The organism is Streptomyces sp. DG1A-41 (assembly GCF_037055355.1).
GTDB lineage: Bacteria > Actinomycetota > Actinomycetes > Streptomycetales > Streptomycetaceae > Streptomyces.
The window spans coordinates 4,866,745-4,885,219 of the sequence record NZ_CP146350.1; the positions used below are offsets into that span (position 1 = coordinate 4,866,745).

At 69.8% G+C, this 18,475-nt stretch carries 16 protein-coding genes and 3 pseudogenes; 14 read left to right on the top strand and 5 right to left on the bottom strand.

Annotated elements, in window-relative coordinates:
* Nucleotides 1–50 precede the first annotated feature (50 nt).
* The 6 genes from V8690_RS22710 to V8690_RS22735 all read left to right on the top strand — a co-directional run bounded on the left by V8690_RS22710 (nt 51) and on the right by V8690_RS22735 (nt 5,211).
* Nucleotides 51–1,118 carry a 3-oxoacyl-[acyl-carrier-protein] synthase III C-terminal domain-containing protein gene (locus V8690_RS22710; protein WP_338781564.1) on the top strand — a complete coding sequence of 356 codons (1,068 nt, stop codon included), beginning with the start codon at nt 51–53 and terminating at the stop codon, nt 1,116–1,118.
* Nucleotides 1,119–1,149: 31 nt separating this feature from the next.
* Nucleotides 1,150–1,689 (top strand): isoprenylcysteine carboxyl methyltransferase family protein, encoded by a 540-nt coding sequence (locus V8690_RS22715; RefSeq protein WP_338781566.1) that lies wholly within the window; start codon nt 1,150–1,152, stop codon nt 1,687–1,689.
* On the top strand, nt 1,686–2,699 hold the full coding sequence (locus tag V8690_RS22720) for an FAD-dependent monooxygenase (protein WP_338781568.1): 1,014 nt from the start codon (nt 1,686–1,688) through the stop codon (nt 2,697–2,699). Before V8690_RS22715 ends, V8690_RS22720 begins: the two co-directional genes overlap by 4 nt.
* A 636-nt stretch (nt 2,700–3,335) precedes the next feature.
* Nucleotides 3,336–3,761 carry an STAS domain-containing protein gene (locus tag V8690_RS22725; protein ID WP_338781570.1) on the top strand — a complete coding sequence of 142 codons (426 nt, stop codon included), beginning with the start codon at nt 3,336–3,338 and terminating at the stop codon, nt 3,759–3,761.
* An 80-nt stretch (nt 3,762–3,841) separates the two neighbouring features.
* Nucleotides 3,842–4,219 carry a hypothetical protein gene (locus V8690_RS22730; RefSeq protein WP_338781572.1) on the top strand — a complete coding sequence of 126 codons (378 nt, stop codon included), beginning with the start codon at nt 3,842–3,844 and terminating at the stop codon, nt 4,217–4,219.
* Between the two features lie 200 nt (nt 4,220–4,419).
* Nucleotides 4,420–5,211, top strand: coding sequence for an ANTAR domain-containing protein (locus V8690_RS22735; protein WP_338781574.1), 792 nt, complete (start codon nt 4,420–4,422; stop codon nt 5,209–5,211).
* Here V8690_RS22735 and V8690_RS22740 read toward each other — a convergent pair.
* Nucleotides 5,126–5,602, bottom strand: coding sequence for a MarR family winged helix-turn-helix transcriptional regulator (locus tag V8690_RS22740; protein WP_338781576.1), 477 nt, complete (start codon nt 5,600–5,602; stop codon nt 5,126–5,128). The genes V8690_RS22735 and V8690_RS22740 overlap by 86 nt on opposite strands.
* Nucleotides 5,603–6,032: 430 nt before the next feature.
* Between V8690_RS22740 and V8690_RS22745 the strand changes: the two genes are divergently transcribed.
* From V8690_RS22745 to V8690_RS22770, 6 genes and pseudogenes are all read left to right on the top strand, one after another.
* Nucleotides 6,033–6,932 carry an amidohydrolase family protein gene (locus V8690_RS22745; RefSeq protein ID WP_338781578.1) on the top strand — a complete coding sequence of 300 codons (900 nt, stop codon included), beginning with the start codon at nt 6,033–6,035 and terminating at the stop codon, nt 6,930–6,932.
* A gap of 663 nt (nt 6,933–7,595) precedes the next feature.
* Complete coding sequence (locus V8690_RS22750) at nt 7,596–8,675, top strand: carboxylesterase family protein (RefSeq protein ID WP_338781580.1); 1,080 nt, start codon at nt 7,596–7,598, stop codon at nt 8,673–8,675.
* A gap of 136 nt (nt 8,676–8,811) precedes the next feature.
* Nucleotides 8,812–9,465 (top strand): carboxylesterase family protein, encoded by a 654-nt coding sequence (locus V8690_RS22755; protein WP_338781581.1) that lies wholly within the window; start codon nt 8,812–8,814, stop codon nt 9,463–9,465.
* A 47-nt stretch (nt 9,466–9,512) separates the two neighbouring features.
* Nucleotides 9,513–9,686: pseudogene (locus tag V8690_RS22760) on the top strand (integrase); the annotation flags it as partial.
* A gap of 141 nt (nt 9,687–9,827) precedes the next feature.
* Entirely contained in the window at nt 9,828–11,885 is a 2,058-nt protein-coding gene (locus V8690_RS22765; protein ID WP_338781582.1) for a GNAT family N-acetyltransferase, read from the top strand.
* Nucleotides 11,882–12,361, top strand: a complete 480-nt coding sequence (locus V8690_RS22770) for an ASCH domain-containing protein (protein WP_338781583.1) — start codon at nt 11,882–11,884, stop codon at nt 12,359–12,361. The genes V8690_RS22765 and V8690_RS22770 overlap by 4 nt, the downstream gene beginning before the upstream one ends.
* A 115-nt stretch (nt 12,362–12,476) precedes the next feature.
* On the opposite strand, the pseudogene V8690_RS22775 reads toward V8690_RS22770, so the two are convergent.
* From V8690_RS22775 to V8690_RS22790, 4 genes and pseudogenes are all read right to left on the bottom strand, one after another.
* A pseudogene (locus V8690_RS22775) lies at nt 12,477–13,270 on the bottom strand (sulfite exporter TauE/SafE family protein).
* Between the two features lie 179 nt (nt 13,271–13,449).
* Nucleotides 13,450–13,896: a GNAT family N-acetyltransferase gene (locus tag V8690_RS22780; protein ID WP_338781584.1), complete on the bottom strand. Its 447-nt coding sequence runs from the start codon at nt 13,894–13,896 to the stop codon at nt 13,450–13,452.
* A gap of 87 nt (nt 13,897–13,983) precedes the next feature.
* A complete protein-coding gene (locus V8690_RS22785; protein ID WP_338781586.1) occupies nt 13,984–14,511 on the bottom strand; it encodes an aspartate carbamoyltransferase in 528 nt (175 codons plus the stop codon).
* Between the two features lie 200 nt (nt 14,512–14,711).
* A complete protein-coding gene (locus tag V8690_RS22790) occupies nt 14,712–16,109 on the bottom strand; it encodes an MFS transporter (protein ID WP_338781588.1) in 1,398 nt (465 codons plus the stop codon).
* 103 nt (nt 16,110–16,212) lie between these two features.
* Between V8690_RS22790 and V8690_RS22795 the strand changes: the two genes are divergently transcribed.
* Nucleotides 16,213–16,818 carry a TetR/AcrR family transcriptional regulator gene (locus tag V8690_RS22795; RefSeq protein WP_338781590.1) on the top strand — a complete coding sequence of 202 codons (606 nt, stop codon included), beginning with the start codon at nt 16,213–16,215 and terminating at the stop codon, nt 16,816–16,818.
* 388 nt (nt 16,819–17,206) lie between these two features.
* Nucleotides 17,207–18,390, top strand: a pseudogene (locus V8690_RS22800) (IS701 family transposase).
* Nucleotides 18,391–18,475: the final 85 nt, after the last annotated feature.

Here is an 18,475-nt window from a genome sequence, read left to right on the forward strand (position 1 = left end):
GGAACACGTGGGGAGCAACTCACCCGAGTTGGTAACCGGATGGGAACCATATGACGCGGATCGCCGCCGTTCACGGTGCCCTCGCGCCGCACCGCCGCGCCCAGTCCGAGATCACTGACATGATCGCCCGCACCTGCCTGCCCGAGGGCACCGACCGCCGGGTCCTGGACCGGCTGCACCGCAGCGTGAAGGTCAGCTCGCGTCACATGACGCTGCCGCTCGAACGGTACGGGGAACTGGACGGGTTCGGCGCCGCCAACGACGCCTTCATCGGCGCCGCCACCGACCTGGGCGCCAAGGCCGTCCGGGGCGCACTGCATGCCGCCGGCCTGACCGCCGCCGAAGTGGACCTGCTGATCTTCACCTCTGTCACCGGCATCGCCACCCCCTCGATCGACGCACGGCTGGTCGGCCGACTCGGACTGCGGCCGGACGTCAAACGGCTGCCCCTGTTCGGCCTGGGCTGTGCCGGTGGCGCCGCCGGCCTGGCCCGTATGCACGACTACCTGCTGGGTCGGCCCGACCACGTGGCGGTGCTGCTGTCGGTCGAACTGTGCTCGCTCACCTTCCAGCGCAACGACGCCTCCATGGCCAACCTGGTCGCCACCGGGCTGTTCGGCGACGGCGCCGCCGCGGTCGTCGCGTGCGGCGCGAACCGCCCGGGCCGCACGGATGAGACCGCCGGCCCGACGATCGCGGACACCCGCAGCCACCTGTATCCGGACACCGGGCGCGTCATGGGCTGGGACATCAAGGACACCGGCTTCCAGGTCGTCCTCGACCCGCGGGTCCCCGATGTGGTGCGCCGTTACCTCGCCGATGACGTCGAGGGGTTCCTCGGCGACCATGGGATCAAGCCGAAGGACGTGACCGCCTGGGTCTGCCACCCCGGCGGCCCCAAGGTCCTGGAGGCCGTCACCGAGGCCCTCGACCTGCCCGACGGCGCCCTCGATGTGACCTGGCGTCATCTGGCCGACGTGGGCAACTTGTCCTCGTCATCGGTACTCCACGTACTGCGCGACACCCTGGCTCAACGCCGCCCGCCGCCGGGCACACCGGGCCTGCTGCTGGCCATGGGGCCTGGCTTTGCCGGCGAACTCGTCCTGCTGCGCTGGTAGTTCGGACTCCGTCGGAGGACACGAAGGACACATGATCTGGTACGGACTGCTGGTGGCCGCCGTCGCCGGCGAGCGCGTCGCCGAACTCGTCGTCGCCCGCCGCAATGAACGGTGGAGCACCGCCCGCGGCGCGACCGTGACCGGGCAGGGCCACTACCCCGCGATGGTTGCCCTCCACACCGGCCTGCTGATCGCCTGCCCGCTCGAGGTGTGGCTGGCCGGCCGCCCCTTCGCACCCGCCCTGGCCTGGCCGATGCTGGCCGTGCTGGCGGCCTCCCAGGCACTGCGGTGGTGGTGTATCCACACCCTGGGACCCCGCTGGAACACCCGGGTGATCGTCGTACCCGGCCTGCCGCTGGTGACCGGCGGCCCCTACCGGTGGCGGTGGGTGCGGCACCCCAATTACGTGGCCGTGGTCGCCGAGGGCGTGGCCCTGCCCCTGGTGCACACCGCCTGGGTCACCGCGGCCGTGTTCACGGTACTCAACGCCGCCCTGCTCACCGTGCGCATCCGCTGCGAGAACCGGGCGCTGGCCGCTGCGACCACGCCGACCGCACCAGCTCCGGCGTGATCGACGTACTGGTGGCCGGCGGCGGACCGGCAGGTCTGGCCGCCGCTATCCACGCCGCGCTCGCCGGCCTGGAGGCCGTCGTCGTCGAACCCCGGACCACGCCCGTGGACAAAGCCTGCGGAGAAGGCGTCATGCCCGGCGGTGTCGCCGCGCTGCGGGCACTGGGTGTCGAGGCCAGTGGCCGCGAACTGCTCGGCATCCGCTACGTGGAGGGCAGCACCCGCGCCGAAGCGTCCTTCCGCGGCCACGGCGGGCTGGGGATCCGCCGTACGACGCTGCACTCTGCCTTGCACGAGCGCGCTCTCGGCCTCGGCGTGCGCATGCTGCCGGGCAAGGTCGGCGAGGTGCGCCAGAGCGCGGACACGGTCACCGCCGCCGGGACCACGGCCCGTTGGCTGATCGCCGCCGACGGCCTGCACTCCCCGGTGCGCCGCGGCCTGGGACTGGAACTGCCGGGCCGCCCCCACGGCCGCTACGGCCTGCGCCGGCACTACCGCGTCGAACCGTGGACGGACTTCGTGGAGGTCCACTGGTCCCGGCACGGCGAAGCCTATGTGACACCGGTCGGCGACGACTTGGTGGGCGTCGCGGTCCTCAGCCGCAGCCGTCGCGGATACGACGAGCACCTGGCCGGCTTCCCGGCCCTCACCGCCTCGCTGCGCGGCCCGGCCGCGACGGAGGTACGCGGCGCCGGACCACTGCGGCAACGGGTGCGGCGCAGAACCGCCGGCCGTGTCCTGCTCGTCGGCGACGCCGCGGGCTACCTGGACGCCCTCACCGGCGAGGGCATCGCCCTCGCGCTGGCGACGGCCGGGGCCGCTGTCCACTGCCTGGCCGCCGGGCGACCGGACGCATATGAGCGCGCCTGGACCCGGCTGACCCGGCGCCACCGACTGCTGACCGGGGCCCTGCTGGCCGCGAGCCGCCGTCCCGGCACCGCCCGCCTCATCGTCCCCGTAGCGTCCCGGATGCCCCCGGTGTTCTCCGCCGCGGTCCACGCACTGCAGTAGTGGCCGATTCCCCACCGCGGCAGGACTCCTGCCGACGGGTCCGAAGTTTCTCCGGCAGTTCAACCACCACGTCGGATCGGGCGAATCGGCCGATTCCGGCTTCTCTGTCGGATCTTGACCACCTGAAGATCACCAGCAACATCCAGGATCGCCGACGGAACCGGAATGCCCGACCGTCGACAACCTCCCTCGCGTAGTCGACGGACTGCCATGTCTGAGCGACCGCGGGCCGCAGCCCTCCCGGTGTGGGCCCAAGCGCCGTGCAGCGCGCCGGATATGCGCGCGCAGGGCACCGGATATGCGCGTCCGCCGCGCCTCGACGCCGTCCACATTCTGGGACTGTGCGGCTTCGGGCCACCTGTCGCACCGCGCGAGGGCTACGCTGCTGTACAGGCGTCCCAGACCCCGGCGGCTTGTCGTTTCACGACACAGATGGCTGCGGGGAGCGGACCTTTCGTCCGTCACCCGGCGCATCCCTGGAGGGAACCGGGTGGGTCCCCTGTCCTGTTGCACAGGCCCTCGGACCGGCCGTCGTTCCGTCTCCGCCGAACGTACGCCCCTGCCGACAGCGCGCCAAGGGGCCGGGAAACCCGGCATCCCCACCTCGCTGCCGGATGGCCTTTGAACCGAGGCGTCATGCCCCTTCCACAGCTCACCATCTACCGCCATGACCAGAGGCATCGTGCACTGATCACCCTGGCCGGTGAGATCGGCCTGGAATCGGCACCGCTGGTGCGCGCGGCACTGGCACAGTGCTTGAGCGACGGCATCCGCATCGTCGACGTCGACCTCACCCCCGTGACCTTCTGCGACTGCAGCGGCCTCAATGCCTTCCTCTACGCCGCGCAGCGGACCAGGAGGGCCGGCGGAATCCTACGACTGCACAACCCGCCACAGTCGCTGGGGCGGATCCTCGACCTCACCGGCTGCGGGGCCCTGCTTCTCGGCCTACCGCTCGGGCATCGGCCTCCGTCTCTCGGGGACGTCCCTGCCCCGGCTGCTCCAGCCCTCCCGTACCGGAGTGTTCCGCCGGGGCCCGTCCTCTCGGGCGATGCGCGGTGAAGGCCCAGCCCAGGAAGGGACAGCCGCACAAGCCCCATGCAGGCGAGTCGTCCACCATGGACGCGGTCCGATTGCGTCGGATGAACCGCTGGCTGACGCAGGGCCTGAGCGGCGAACTGGCGGATATGTACGTCGACTCCCGCGAGACGTCCGCCGCGGAGGCGTACCGCAGCCGCAGCCGCCAGGACTTCCTGAACCGTCTCACCGGTGACATCCGTCGGCCGGGGTTCGCCATGGTGATCGCGGAGACGGACCACCTGGTGGGAGGTGCCTTCAGGTTCCCGGTGGGCAGTGACGGCTTCTGGTGGTCCGGGTTCGACGGAGCACTGCCGCAGAGCATCGAGCAACTCACGGCGTCCGGCGGCGTCTTCGCGATCACCAGCATCCTGGTCCAGCCACACCCACAGGACCAGGACGTGGCCCGCCGTTTGCAGGAGCGGCTGCTGGGCGACCATTAGGCGTCACTCGGTGCCACCTTGGTGGAACCGGACGATCACCCGACCCTCGCGTCGCTCCGCTCATGGGGATGGCTGGACGTGGGAGAGGTGTGGCGGCCGGCGGGCCCGACCATGTTGCGTGCGCTGGTATTCCCCCTCGGGGAACGAACCACGGCGCGGCTGGAGGGCCTGGCACACGATGCCTGGACCCGGTGGCCCGGATGAGGTCCGACAGTCGCTCGGCCCGCATCCAGGTGTTGGTCGCCGAGCAGGCGGCCCGACGCGGTGCCCGGGTCGGCGTGGTCGATGTGTGCACCGCGGCCGTGGCCGCACTGCCGGTCGGCGGAGCCGGGGTATCAGCGATGTCCAAGACCGCCGCAAGCCATCCGCTGTGCAGCACCGACGGCATCAGCGAACAGCTGGAGGAGCTCCAGCTCACCCTGGGCGAGGGGCCCTGTGTGGACGCCTTCACCCAGGGTTCCGCCGTTCTGACACCTGATCTGCTGACCGGCGCGATGCAGGACCGCTGGGCCGTGTTCGCCGATGCGGCCCTGGTAGCCGGGGCACGCGCGGTCTTCGCGCTCCCTTTGCAGATGGGGGCGATCAGCCCGGGAGTTCTGGACCTGTACGCCGACGTCCCCACCGTGCTGGACACCGAGGAGCTGGCCGACGCGCTGGCGTTCGCCGACCTGGCGACGCTGCTCCTGCTCGACGCGCGGATCGACGAGACGGGCGCGCCGGTCGACGGAGTACTGGCAGATCGCGGCTTCGAGGACCTGGGCGGATACCGGGCGGAGATCGACCAGGCCACCGGCATCCTCACCGTCCAGCTCGGCGTCAACATCGACGAAGCCTTCGTCCGGCTCCGCGCCTACGCCACCTGCTGCCCGGGGAGGGGCTGGCCGCTGCGCCCGGGAGCCGACAGGGTTAAGGGGTGGAAGGGCCGGGGAGTTCCACTACCACCGATTCCGGAGATCCCCATGGTTCTTCCAGTGCGGCCCGAAGTGCGGTGACGGTATCCGCGCCGATGCGCCCGGCGAGCGTGGCTTCGAGCCCGGCCAGGATCTGCATCGTCTCCGCGCGGCGCCGGACGCCGGACGCCGAGAGCAGCACGAGCTTCGACCGGGCGGATCGCGGATCGCTCTCCACGGTCACCACACCCGCGGCGACAAGTTCGTGGACCCACTGGTGTGCTGTCGGGGCGCTGACGCCCAGACGCCGAGCCAGCTCGGCAATGCTCGCCCCCTCTGACGGGAGCTGACTCAGCAGAGTCACGTGTGCCGCACTGATGGCCGACCCGTCTTCCTGGGCCTCGAACGCAGTGGTCAGGGCAGCTCGGAACCAGTTGTGTGCGCGCCACAGCAGCCGGATGAGCGGCTCGGATTCAGACGGGGAGGAGGCCATGTGGTTCTGCTTTCACGCTGGGGCGGTCGGTTCGGCGTGGTCTGCCGATCGTAAGCCGGTCAGATCGGGCGCCCAACATCGCCGGGGCTTCCGAGATCAACCTCCATTAGGTAGCCTACGAGTAGGTTACCTAATGGTTGGTTCGATCGATCCCCAGCCCCGACCTCATGCCCCGATTCGCCTGAAATCGATGGAAAGGCAGGATGATGACGACAGGATCGTCTGTATCCCCCCTCGCCGCGGACACCTCGCGGCGGCGTCTGCTGGCCGCCGCAGCCGGTGCCGCCGCCGGCACAGCAGCCCTCGCGGCCCCGCCCGCCGCCGCCCAGGCCGCCACCTCCACGTCGGCCGGGACCGCCGCCGGCCGCCCGGGGCGCGGTATGAAGGTGATCGCAGTCGAAGAGGCGTTCTCCGTTCCGGAGCTGATCCCGTGGCCGGGCGAAGCCTGGATGCCCCCCGGCTGGGGGAAGAGTGGGGGCGCCGGCTCGCCGACCTCACGGAGTTGCGGCTGGCGGACATGGACGAGCATGGCGTTGACATGCAGGTCCTGTCGCTCACCTCACCCGGCGTGGAGGCCATCGAGGACCCCTCCGAGGCCGTGGCCACGGCCCGCCGGGTCAACGACTACCTGGCCGACGTGGTCGCCGCCCACCCGACACGGTTCGCCGGCTTCGCCACCCTGCCGTTGCAGGACCCGAAGGCCGCCGTGGTCGAACTGCGCCGGGCGGTGGAGCAACTCGGCCTCAAGGGAGTCCTGCACAATGACCACGTTCAGGGCCACTACCTCGACGAGCCGCAGTTCCGGCCGGTGTGGGCCGAGCTTGAACGGCTTGGCGTGACGCTCTACCTCCATCCCGCGCTCTTCCCCGCCGATCAGTGGCGGGTGTTCCAGGGGCACCCCGTGCTGAGCGGGCCGTCCTGGGGATGGACAGCGCAGGTCGGCGCCCACGCACTTCGCCTGATCTACGGTGGAGTGTTCGACGAGTTCCCCGGGGCCTCGGTGACGCTGGGGCACATGGGAGAACTGCTGCCTTTCCAGCTGGCCCGGCTCGACAGCCGCTACCACCAGGCCGACCCCAAGAGCAGGCCACGACAACTGCCCTCCCACTACCTGCGGCACAACCTCTACGCGACCACCAGCGGCGTCTTCTCCCACGCGGCCCTCCTCGGAGCCGTCCAGGCCATCGGCGCCGACCGGCTGCTGTTCGCCGTCGACTACCCCTACGAATCAACGGCAGAGGCAGTCGAGTTCCTCCGCACAGCGCCGTTCTCCCGCGCCGACCTCAAACGCATCGCACACCGCAATGCGGCACACCTGCTGAACCTCTGATCAAGACGTCAGCAGGTGAGGAGTGTGGCTGGGCCGACGGCACATACATGTGCCGTCGGCCCAGCCCCGAGCACCGGCACCGAATGCTCGGTCCTGAGCCGACGGGATCCGCCCGCACGTCGATGGCGTTGGTACGCCACTTGAGCAGACCTTCAAACGGTGACCCTCGTCCGGCTGGGCGCGACCTCCGTCAGGCAGGGCCCGGCCCACCACGCCGACAGCAAGAACGAATCCTCCGCACCTCGGGAAGACAGGCTCGCGCCATGGCAGACGCACTCCTGACCGACACCACCACGGGAACCGTTCGCGGATGCGCACTCTCCGGCGGAGGCCGTCTCTTCGCCGGTATCCCCTTCGCCGCACCCCCGGTGGGCGAGCTGCGGTTCCGCCCGCCCCAGCCGCCCCGGTCGCGGCAGGGTGTCCGCCAGGCCGACACCTTCGCACCGGCGCCTGCGCAGGGCGCCTCTTCCCTGATGTCGGAGGCGAGCCGGAAGTCCTCCTTCCCCGCCTTCCCCACGGCGGAGATCCGGGAGACGTCCGAGGACTGCCTGTATCTCAACGTCTGGACGCCCACGGCGACGGTGGAGGACGCCATCCGCCCCGTCATCGTGTGGATCTACGGCGGCGGATACGAGGCCGGCTCCGCCGCACCCCCCTACAGCGATGGGGCTGCGCTCGCCCGGCAGACCGGCGCGGTCGTCGTCACCGCCAACTACCGCCTGGGGCACTCGGTTTCTGCACCTGGCCGACCTCGGCAGCCAGTGGGCGGGGTCGACCAATCTCGCCCTGCAGGACCAGATGGCCGCACTGCGCTGGGTACGGGACAACATCGCCTCCTTCGGCGGCGACCCCGGCAACATCACCGTGGCGGGGCAGTCCGCCGGTGCCTTCTCCATCGGAGCCCTGCTGGCCGCACCCGCGGCCGCCGGCCTCTTCCACAAGGCGATCCTCCAGAGCGGCAGCACGTCCCGAATCTTCGACCGGGCCACCGCCACCACCATGGCCGAGGACCTGATCACCGCACTCCGCCTCGATGGCCCGGAGGACCTGCTCACCGTCACCTGCCAGCGGATCCTGGACGCCCAGAGCACGGTCGTCACCGGCGACATCGGGCAGCGCAACCTGCCCGGCGGCCGGTCCCGGGGTGCCGTACTCGACGGCAGCGTACTGCCCGTCGCCCCGCAGCAGGCCGTCGCCGACGGCGCCGCCGCCGACATCCCCCTGCTCGTCAGCACCACCCGCGACGAAGTGCGCGTCTTCCAGATGATCGGCGGCGACTCCTTTCGCCCCGAGGACGAAACAGCCCTGTACACCGAGATGCGGCGCGCCGGTGTCACAGAGCCGGAGAAGCTCCTCGACGCCTACCGGAACCGTATCGCCGACTCCGGCGACCTTTCAGCCCTGCGCGGTGCCTTCCTCACCGACGCCCCTACCGGATCCCGGCCACGCGTCTGGCCCGGGCCCAGGCAGGGGCGGGAGGCCGCGCCTACCACTACCTCCTCGTCGACGAACCGTGCGGACCGGCCATGGGCGCCTTCCACGGCGCCGACCTGCTCCACGTCTTCGACAGTCCGTCCCTCGTCGGCGCCGACACCCCCGAACACCTCACCGCCCGCGACACCCTCGTCGGCGCCTGGGCCGCCTTCGCCGCCACCGGCTCCCCGGGCTGACCGCCCTATGCCCCGGAAGCCACGGGCAACTCCCGGGCCATCGGCGGCTCCCCGGCCGAAGCCGACCGCATGATCACCGAACCCCCGGCCGACGACGTCACCGCCCGCCACTACGAGAACCTGCCTTTCGATACCGACCACATCGTTACCGTCACCGACGACTGACGCCCCCGCCAGCCGCAGCAGTTGCCGTTCGGGGATCGGTCACCGTGTCCGATCCCCGAACGCTGGCGCAAAGCGTCCCCGTCGCCGATGTCCTGGACGCCCAGACCGCTCTCGCGCGCGAGGCGGCAGGCAGACTCGGGCTCCGTACGGTCCCCTTGTTCAGGCCGGTCGCCGGAGTCGGCCCGCTCCCGGACGCAGCACGCTGGGCCGCATGCCTCGCAGGCCGAGCCCCGGGTCTGGACATCATCATCGGCACCACTGGGCGGAAGATGAGCGCCTTCTACGCCCTGAACCCGGCGCTGCGCCGCCTGCGCCGGGTCCCGGCACTGGGTTCGGTGACTGCGGACGCTGTGGAACGGGCCGCGGGTGCTGTCTGCTTCGACCGTCCCGCCCGCCGCCTGGCTGCCCGGCTGAGCGAGGCGGGTGCCCGCGTGTGGACCTACCGGTTCGACTACGCCGTCCCCGCCTCTCCCTTCGGCGCCACCCACTCCATCGAACTGCCCTTTCCGTTCGGCACCGATGCCGACTGGACCACCGCCCCGATGCTCGCCGGCGCCGACCCGCACGACATCGACATCCTGGGCCGAGCCCTGCGCACCGCCTGGCTCAGCTTCATCCGCACCGGCACCCCGACCACCGACACCCCCTGGCCGCCGCTTACGGCAGCCGCACCCGCCGTACACCGCTGGCACCCCTGAGGGCACCAGACACGCGACCGGAATGCAGGACCGTTCAACCAGAGGACGCCAAGCTGAAGGACCTGATGGTCCGCGCTGGCCAGTCCTCGGAGCGGGCCCAGTTGATCTACCAGCATTCGACGGCGAAGCACCGGCGCAGGCTCGCTCAGGGCATCGACGCCGAGGTGCGGCAGCAACTGCGCGAGGCAGCTGAGAAGGGAAGGCCGACCGCAGAAGCGTGACAACGCTCTTCGGAGAGCCCCTACAGCACCGTGCGCCCCTTGTGCCCCCTTGAGGGACGGCCTCCGTTGAGATCAGCTTTCCCTGTATGTACTGACAGGGGAGTTGAGGCTGGTCTCGGCCGGCCTGCCGGAGGGGGAGCAGTGGCGATCAAGTTGTTGTCGGTTGGGCCTGCGCGGAACGAGCTGATTGACAAGGCCATCGCGCTGGGCAATCGCTACACCAAGACGTTGGGGCTCTTGACGCCTCCCGCGTATCGCCAGGCGGCGGAGGACGGTGGACTTTTGGTCGCCGTTGAAGCGGACGAGGTGATCGGCTACGCGTTGTTCGGGCTCCCGAAGAGGAGTGCCCACATACGCCTCGCGCACCTGTGTGTGGCGGAGGAGCAGCGCGGAAGGGGTATCGCTCGGCTGCTGGTGGAGGCGATCAAGGAGAAGTATCCGCAACGGCTCGGCATCAAGGCCAAGTGCCGACGGGATTACAACCTCAGCGATATGTGGACGAGTCTGGGCTTCATCCCGAACGGCGAGGTTCGAGGACGCGGCCGGGACGGAGAGATCCTCGACGGATGGTGGCTGGACCTCGGGCACCCGGACCTCTTCACGGAGGTGGAGAGCGACGCCCTGCTGGTGGTGACGGTCGACCACGGGGTGTTCGCCGATCTGCGCGGACTCACCGACACACCCGACGCAGAGCACTCGCGCGCGCTGGAAGCGGGCTGGATGACGGATCTCGTCGAGCTCGCCTACACACCCCAACTGGTCCATGAGATCCGCGACATCTCCGACACCGCCGAGCGCCAGCACCAGCGGGCGGCGTTGCACGGACTGCGCCGGCTCACCCCCGATCCCGCGGCCGTGGCCGAACGAACGGCTGAACTGGTCAGCGTGGCCACGGAGTCGCTCCCGGACCTTCCCGCCGACGGGGCACTTCGACGGTGTGCGCGGTACGTGGCTGAGACCTCGTGCGCTGGCCTTCAAGTGCTGGCGACACGGAGCCCGCTCCTGTCCCGTCTGGCCGACGTGGCCTGGGGGGTCGCCAGGGTTCGCGTCGTATCGCCCTCCACCGTGACGCTGCATGTGGACGAGCTGCGGCAGGCCCAGGTGTACCGCCCGGCCGATCTGATGGGAACGGACTTCCGGTCGACCGAGGTGTCGCCGGGTGCCGAAGATGAGCTGATCGCATTCTTCAACCAGTCAGGCGGCGACGATGGTTCGGCCTTCGCCGAGCGCCTGCGGTCCCTGCACGCAGACACGGTCGTATGGCGTCGCGAGCTACTGCGGGACGGCGAGGGCCACCCCGTAGCCCTCTACGCGTGGGCGCTGGACGGGCGGACACTGATCGTCCCTGTTCTCCGCACCGCCCACCACCCGCTGGAAGAGACCCTGGCCAGGCAACTCCTTTTCTTACTCAAGCGCCTTGGACGCGAGTGCGGCGCAGAGATCATACGGATCACCGATCCCTATCCCTCCGCGGTCGCCAAGGTTGCCGCCGGGGACGACGGCTTCTTCGAGCACGACGGCAGACTCGTCGCCCTGCTGGTGAATGTGTGCGGTCCGGCAGCGGAGGTGGAGGCGGTGGCAGGAGGACTCGCTCGCGAGCTGACCGTGGAGACAGCCACCCTGCACGCCGGGATGCCCGCCGAGGTGGCCGCCCTGGTGGAACGCGCCTGGTGGCCTGCGAAGGTCATCGACTCCGAGCTGCCGTCCTTCCTGGTGCCGATCAAACCGCGTTGGTCCACCGAGCTGTTCAACGTCCCGGCCATGCTCCTGCCGCGCAGCCACGTCCTGGGCATCAGCAGGGAGCACGTCTACTACCGTTCCTCGGGGCACCGCGGCGAAAGCGTTCCCGCCCGCCTTCTCTGGTACGTCAGCGAGGGCGCTGCCGGCGTGGACGGCCAGATGGTGGTAGGCAGTTCGCGCCTCGACGAGGTGCTCGTCGACACACCGGACACCCTCTTCTCGAAATTCGAACACCTGGGCGTATATGGTCGGACCGAGGTACAAGGAGCCGCTGATGCCTCCGGTCGCGCCATGGCGCTGAGGTTCTCGGACACCGAGATCTTCCCCAAGCCGGTGACGCTGCGGCGATTGACCTCCTTGGCCAAGGAGCTGGGACTACCGTTGTCGCTGATCTCGCTGTCGAAGATCAGCAACGAGCTGTTCCAGGCGGTCTACAAAGAGGGGCACCGAAAGACGTGAACGATCCGGAACGCGCGATGCTGCTGTCCGTCCACCCGCGCTTCGCCACCGCGATCCTGGCCGGCAGCAAGACGGTGGAGGTCCGCCGCCAGCGCGTCGCCGCTCCTCCCGGAACCCCGGTTCTGCTGTACGCGACCGCGCCCACCATGGCCCTGGTGGGCATGGCGCGCATCGCCTCGGTCCACGTGGCCTCCCCCAAGGAGGTCTGGTCGGCGCATCGTGCTCAGACAGGGATCACTCGACGCGAGTACGACGCCTATATGAGTGGCGCCGCCCAGGCGAGTGGTCTGACTTTGGAGGACCCCGTGTCCTTCGACGAGCCGGTGTCACTCAACGCGTTGCGTGCGGCGGGGACCTTCCACCCGCCGCAGAGCTACCGCTACATGAAGAGCGATGATCTGCGGCAGGTGGCAGAAGCGGGGCCCGTGGTGGTCACCGCCCTTCGCGAAGCTCTGGGTGACTTGGTGCCCGCTTAGGGCGATCGCGTGAGTGACGGCGCGCGGTCATCCAAGTCGATCGATTGAGCCAAGTCCTTGAGGCCGGCAGGGCGCCTCATACACCCCCTTGCCCGGAACTGATCCGGGACCGGGGTCAGTGCAGGGTCTGGACGGCGTACAGGGCGCCGAGGGCTGTGGCGAGGGTGCCGAGCAGGAGCCTGGGGCTCGTTCGGGCAGGCGAGGTTGGAGGCGCGCGCCGAGGTAGCCGCCGATCAGTCCGCCGGTGCCGCAGGCGAGCCCGAGCCACCAGTCGGGGGCGACGTCTCCGGAGCTGACGAGCGACAGCAGCGCGTAGGAGACGGCGCCGACGAGAGAGGTGGCGAACGTGGCGGCGAGGGCGGCCGGGGCGACGCGTGTGACGGGCATGCCGCGTCCGGCGAGGATCGGGCCGAGGAGGGAGCCGCCGCCGATGCCGTAGACGCCGCCGACAACGCCGACCGCCACGGCGAGGCTCGTCAGTGTGCGGGGGGCAACTGCTCTGCGGGCAGTGGCCGGTGACGTGCCGGGGTGAGGGTGCGCAGGCACAGCCATAGGCCAAGTGGCAGCAGCAAGGCGGCGATCAGGAGCCGGAAGACGCTCGGGCCGGGGAGGGCGAAGACGCGGATGGCGGCGTTGAGGACGACGCCGGGCAGTGTGCCCAGCACTAGGCGTTGCGTCCGGCGACGCCAGGTCGCCGCGCAGGGCGCCGTCACGGCGGTAACGCCACAGGGCGCCGGGTCCGGCGACGACGTTGTACAGCAAGTTGGTCGGGGTGATCGCGGGGTTGGGCACGCCGAAGACGCTCAGCTGGACCGGGAGGAGGAACACCGCGCCGGAAACGCCGACCTGGGCGGTGACGGTCGCGATCATCAGGGCGGCGGCCAGCCCTCCCGCCAATGTCCAGTCCACCGTCGCCCCCGCTTGTCGATCGCCCGGTCAGTATCAGGGCCTCGGACGTTGGTGAGGGCGGCCTGCAACGAGATGTTCATGATGATCTGCGGTACGCGTCCGTCTCGGTGGCCGCCGAGAGGTACGCGGGGGTGGACGGAGGACGATTGGGCCTGGGAGGACTGCGGTCACGGTTGCGGCTACGCCTGTGATCCGCTGCGACCAGGACCCCTGTCCATCACGCGGTACATGCCGATCGAGTCGTGCGTGGCGGTGTCGGCGAAGCCGAACTTCTCATAGAGGTGGCGCGCCGGGCCGTCCGCGATCAGCGAGACGTACGCCGTGGCGGGCGCCCGGCTCTCCAGTTCCTCGGCGAGCGCGGCCATCATGCGCTTGCCGAGGCCGCGCCCCTGGTGTGCGGGGTGTACGCACATGTCGACGATCTGCAACGCGGTACCGCCGTCACCGATGATGCGCCCCATGCCGATGGGCTCACCTTCGTGGTGGAGGACCACCCCGTGCCACGTGTTGGCGAGGGCGAGCGCAACCGCTTCGGGCGCCTTGACCGAGAGGCCGGCATCGGTGCGCAAGCGGCGGAAGACCTCGACGGAGGGCACGCCTAAGGTCAACTCGTAAGGATCACTCATGGTCTCTCCCCCTGTTACAGACAAGAGCGGCACGGCCTGACGCCGCTGATCTCACTTTTAGCCGGGCTCCGGTGTGCTGCTCGCAGGTCAGTGGCCGGATTCGGCGTGGTCGCCGTGGTCGCTGAGTTGTGCTTCGAACCAGTCGTGCAGGGCGTTGACCAGTGTGGGCTCGTCGGTGGCGTAGGTGAGGGTGGCGCCGTCGGGCCGTTCCCGGTAGCGCACCTCAATGCGTTCGTAGCCCTCTTGCAGTTTCCCCAGGCCCGGCATGCTGTCGCCGTGTATCTGCGCAGGGTCGCCGAAATCCCCCTGGCTGAAAGCTTTGGCCTCCTGCTGGAGATGGGTGCGTATGAGGCCGATCTGCTTGGCGTCGTCGGGCCGGTCGGCGACGACGTCCTGGACCCCGCCTGTCTCGGTGGGGGTGAAGTGGTGGGTGGTCTGTTCGAGGTCGAAGGGCATTACGGTCTGACCGCGTTCGGCGACTGCCTCCTGCCGGTCGGTCCGCCGGTCGCCGTTGTCTTGCTGCGGACTGCCGATCAGCAGGACTGTGGCCAGTGCCGCGCCGACACCCCCTGCGGCGATGCCAGCCGTCAACAGTCGGCGCATGCGGTGATTCATCCACTGCCTCCGTGAGCACTTCGGGAGCGTGCGGTACGTCCGCTCGTTTTGGGTGGGGCATTGCTCTTCAACTGAGGGGCGGCGCCTTGCGGGCGCACGGTTCAGAGCAGTGCGCGGCGGCATTTGCCCTTCGGCGGCGCAGCGCTTCGCAAGTGCTGGCGCGGCCCGCATCTGCTGCCTGGCAGGCCGTCGGCTTTGGCCTACTCGTTCTTGGACGGGATCAGCCACAGGGCGATGACGGCGGAGAGCGCGGCTATGCCCGTGGCTACGAGGAACGCGTCGTCGAAGCCGGAGGCGGCTTGGGCGCCGGCGTGGGCGGTGATGCTCGTGGCTGCGGCGCTGGAGACGGCCGCAGCGCCGACCGAGGCGCCGAACTCGTGGAAGGTGCTGACGATTCCGGACGCTACGCCGGCCTCGTGGTGGGCGACGCTGCTGAGTGCGGTGGCCGAGGCGACGACGAACAGGGCGCCGAGTCCCGCCGAGGCGATGCTGACACCGGTGACCATGGCGGCGGTTCCGGACCAGAGCACCGGTGTGAGGAATCCGGCGGCTGCGACGGCCAGGGCGACCGCAGCCAGCACCCGTGCTCCCAGACGGCCGATCACACGGCCGGCAGCCGTGGCGGCGGCCATGGTCACCAGCGCCACCGGCAGGAACAGCACGCCGGTCATCAGGGCACCGTGGCCCTGATGGTTCTGGAAGTAGAAGGAGCCGAGGAAGAAGGCCCCCACCATCAGCGCCGTGGTGGTGGCGATCACGAAGGTGCCCGCCACCACCGGGCGGCGGCCCAGCAGGCGAAGGTCCATCAGCGGTGCCGTCGCCCGGCGTTGCCACGCGGCGAAGGCGGCGTAGGCGGCTGCCGAGGCGGCGACCAGGACGACGGTGACGGCGTCGAGCCAGCCGTGGTCGCCGGCACGGATCAGGGCGTAGATGAGGGCGCCGGTCGCTGCGGCGACCAGGGCGGCCCCGGGCCCGTCGACGGAGCCTGTTGCGACGCGGGGCAGGCGGGGCAGTATCCGGGCCAGCGAGACGAGGACGACCAGGCCGACAGGGACGTTGACGAAGAAGACCCAGGCCCAGCCCGGACCTGCCGTGATCAGCCCGCCCAGCAGTACACCTAGAGCAGCGCCGCCGCCGCCGAGCGCCGCCCAGATGCCGAGCGCGCGGTTGCGCTCGTCGCCGTCGAACAGCCGCACCACCACGGACAGGGCCGCGGGAGAGAGCATCGCGGCGCCCGCACCCTGGGCGATCCGGGCGGCGAGCAGCAGCGGGGCGCCGGTGGCGAGTCCGGCGGCCAGAGAGGCGGCGGTGAACACGGCGAGCCCGGTCAGGACGACCCGCTTGGCCCCGAGCAGGTCCGCAGCCCGGCCACCGAGCAGCATCAAACTCCCGAAGGCCAGGGCGTAGCCGCTGACCACCCACGTCAGTGCGGCACGGCTCAGGTCCAGTTCGGCACCCATGTGGGGGAGCGCGATCGCGACCACGGTGATGTCGAGGATCAGCATCAGCTGGGCCAGCCCCAGCAGGCCCAGGGCCGGCCAGCGCAGCGGATGCGGTGGGCCCGGTGCGTGTGTGGTGGTGGTTTCCGTGTCACTCATGACGCTCCCTCTCATCGCAAACCCGTACAGGCGTGTTCACGTTATACGCCTGAGGGGTATAACCCAAACAAGATTGTTCGGATTACTGCGGTACTGTGAGGGCATGGGCAGTAAGAACACCACCAAACGCGCCGATGCCCTGCGGAGCATCGAGGCGATCGAGCAGGCAGCGGCCGAATGTCTCGGACGGAACCCGGACGCGAGCCTGAGCGAGATCGCGCGCGCCGCTGGGGTGGGCCGGGTGACTCTGTACGCGCACTTCAGCTCCCGGGCGGAGGTGGTCGACGCGGCGATGAGCCGTGCCATCGACCGGGGCAACGAGGCGTTGGACGCGGTCGATCTGACCGGTGATCCGCTGCTCGCCCTGGCCCGCTATGTCGAGGCCGGCTGGCATCTGGTGGATCAGGCGCGGGCACTGCTCGTCGCCGCCCAGAAGGAACTCTCCGCGGGGCGTATCCGCGAGCTGCACAGCGCTCCCGCCGCCCGCGTCGAGACACTGGTCGCCCGAGGCCGCGCCGAGGGCGCCTTCCGTACGGACCTGCCGATCGCGTGGCTGGTCAACGTCCTGCACACGACCATGCACAGCGCCGCAGAGGAGATCCGCGCCGGCCGTCTCACCTCCGACCGCGCCGCCGACCACATCACGGCCACTGTGCTCGCCGCCTTCACGCCGCCAGGGAAGCCGGTGCCGGAACCCGGCGGAGCGTGAGCCGACGGCTTCGCGAGGGGCGCAGAGTAGGAGGGGCGGCAGTCGGTGACGGCTGACGGCAGTTGACGTACGGGCCGTTGACGTGTCGGCATGGCCGAGGCGGCGCGGCAAAGGGGGCCCGCGGCTCGGAAGGCCCTTCGTGATGGATCCCCCGTGACCGCCTACCCGGCGCCACAGCCCGGCAAGTTGCCCTTTGCGGACGCGACTTGATGGCCATTTGCTCGCCATGTGGCGCAGGTCACCGAAAATAAGTCTCATCATTCGAGATGATTACGTCTCATGGCGCTTCAGTTCGCACCCGAAGGGTCCGTGGAGGCCGGTTTGACCTGGCTTAGTACTGCAACGGTGCTTGCCGTGACTGATGGCCAGGTTGGTCGTTGGTGTGTTCATGGGTGGGGACCTTGCTGATGTCAGGTTGTGGGCGGGTGAACTGGACGCTGTGCATGAGCGGTTCGTGCACCGTTTCAGCAGGTCGGAGCCGCGGGAGTCGGCACTGGCTTATATGCGGGGCCTGATCGCTCCGCTGCAGCGGAAGAACGGCTGGACGCTGGCGGAGGAAGCCGGCCACGCAGGCCCGGACCGTATCCACCGGATGCTGAACCGGATCGAGTGGGACGCGGATGAGGTGCTCGACGACGTGCGTCAGTACGTGGTCGAAAACCTCGGCGACCAGGACGCCGTCCTGGTCGTGGACGACACGGGCTTCCTGAAGAAGGGGACGCGGTCGGCCGGGGTGCAGCGGCAGTACTCCGGCACCGCCGGGCGGACGGAGAACTGCCAGGTCGGCGTCTTCCTCGCATATGCAACCGACCGCGGGCGGACACTGATCGACCGGCGTCTGTATCTGCCCACCTCCTGGACCGACGACCGCGAAAGGTGCCGCCGGGCCGGCGTCGATGACGAGGTCGCCTTTGAGACCAAGGTGGCCATGGCGAAGGCGATGGTCCGCCGCGCCATGGCGGACAAGATGCCGTTTCGGTGGGTGACCGCGGATGCCGCCTACGGGTTCAGCAAAGGCTGGCGGTCGGAACTGGAGCGGGCGGACGTCTTCCACGTCATGGCCACCACCCGCCACGACACCGTGGTCACCCGCTGGGCGATCGACCATCCCGTCCACGACTTGTTCAACGGTCTTGCCCGGCAGAAATGGAAGCGTCGTTCCTGCGGCAGCGGGGCTCACGGCCTGCGGATCTACGACTGGGCACGCGTCGAGGTCCGGCCCTGGCACCGGCCCGACCGCCGCCACTGGGTCATCGCCCGCCGCAGCGTGAGCCGACCCGGGGAGATCTCTTCTACATCGCCTACTGCCCGGCCGAGACAACACTTGACGACCTGATCCGCATCGCGGGCAGCAGGTGGGCCATCGAGGAGTGCTTCCAGAGCGCGAAACAGGAATGCGGCCTGGACGACTACCAAGTCCGCCGCTACCCCGGCTGGCACCGACACATGACCCTGGCCATGGCCGCCCACGCCTGCCTGACCGTCCTGCGAGCCCGCGAGCTGGATGCCGGGAAAGCAGAAACGGATCCTCCCAGCTCATCCACCTCAGCCTCGCCGAGATACGACGGCTGATCACCCGCCTCACCGACCGCCGACCCGCCCCCGTCGAGCACATCCTGCACTGGTCGGCCTGGCGCCGAAGACGACAACACCAGGC

Coding starts and splice junctions, on each gene's coding strand:
- V8690_RS22750 (WP_338781580.1), top strand. CDS start 7,596: ATGGGGCTGCGCTCGCCCGGCAGACCGGCGCGGTCGTCGTCACCGCCA.
- V8690_RS22710 (WP_338781564.1), top strand. CDS start 51: ATGACGCGGATCGCCGCCGTTCACGGTGCCCTCGCGCCGCACCGCCGC.
- V8690_RS22795 (WP_338781590.1), top strand. CDS start 16,213: ATGGGCAGTAAGAACACCACCAAACGCGCCGATGCCCTGCGGAGCATC.
- V8690_RS22730 (WP_338781572.1), top strand. CDS start 3,842: ATGAACCGCTGGCTGACGCAGGGCCTGAGCGGCGAACTGGCGGATATG.
- V8690_RS22715 (WP_338781566.1), top strand. CDS start 1,150: ATGATCTGGTACGGACTGCTGGTGGCCGCCGTCGCCGGCGAGCGCGTC.
- V8690_RS22735 (WP_338781574.1), top strand. CDS start 4,420: ATGAGGTCCGACAGTCGCTCGGCCCGCATCCAGGTGTTGGTCGCCGAG.
- V8690_RS22790 (WP_338781588.1), bottom strand. CDS start 16,109: ATGAGTGACACGGAAACCACCACCACACACGCACCGGGCCCACCGCAT.
- V8690_RS22740 (WP_338781576.1), bottom strand. CDS start 5,602: ATGGCCTCCTCCCCGTCTGAATCCGAGCCGCTCATCCGGCTGCTGTGG.
- V8690_RS22785 (WP_338781586.1), bottom strand. CDS start 14,511: ATGAATCACCGCATGCGCCGACTGTTGACGGCTGGCATCGCCGCAGGG.
- V8690_RS22725 (WP_338781570.1), top strand. CDS start 3,336: ATGCCCCTTCCACAGCTCACCATCTACCGCCATGACCAGAGGCATCGT.
- V8690_RS22780 (WP_338781584.1), bottom strand. CDS start 13,896: ATGAGTGATCCTTACGAGTTGACCTTAGGCGTGCCCTCCGTCGAGGTC.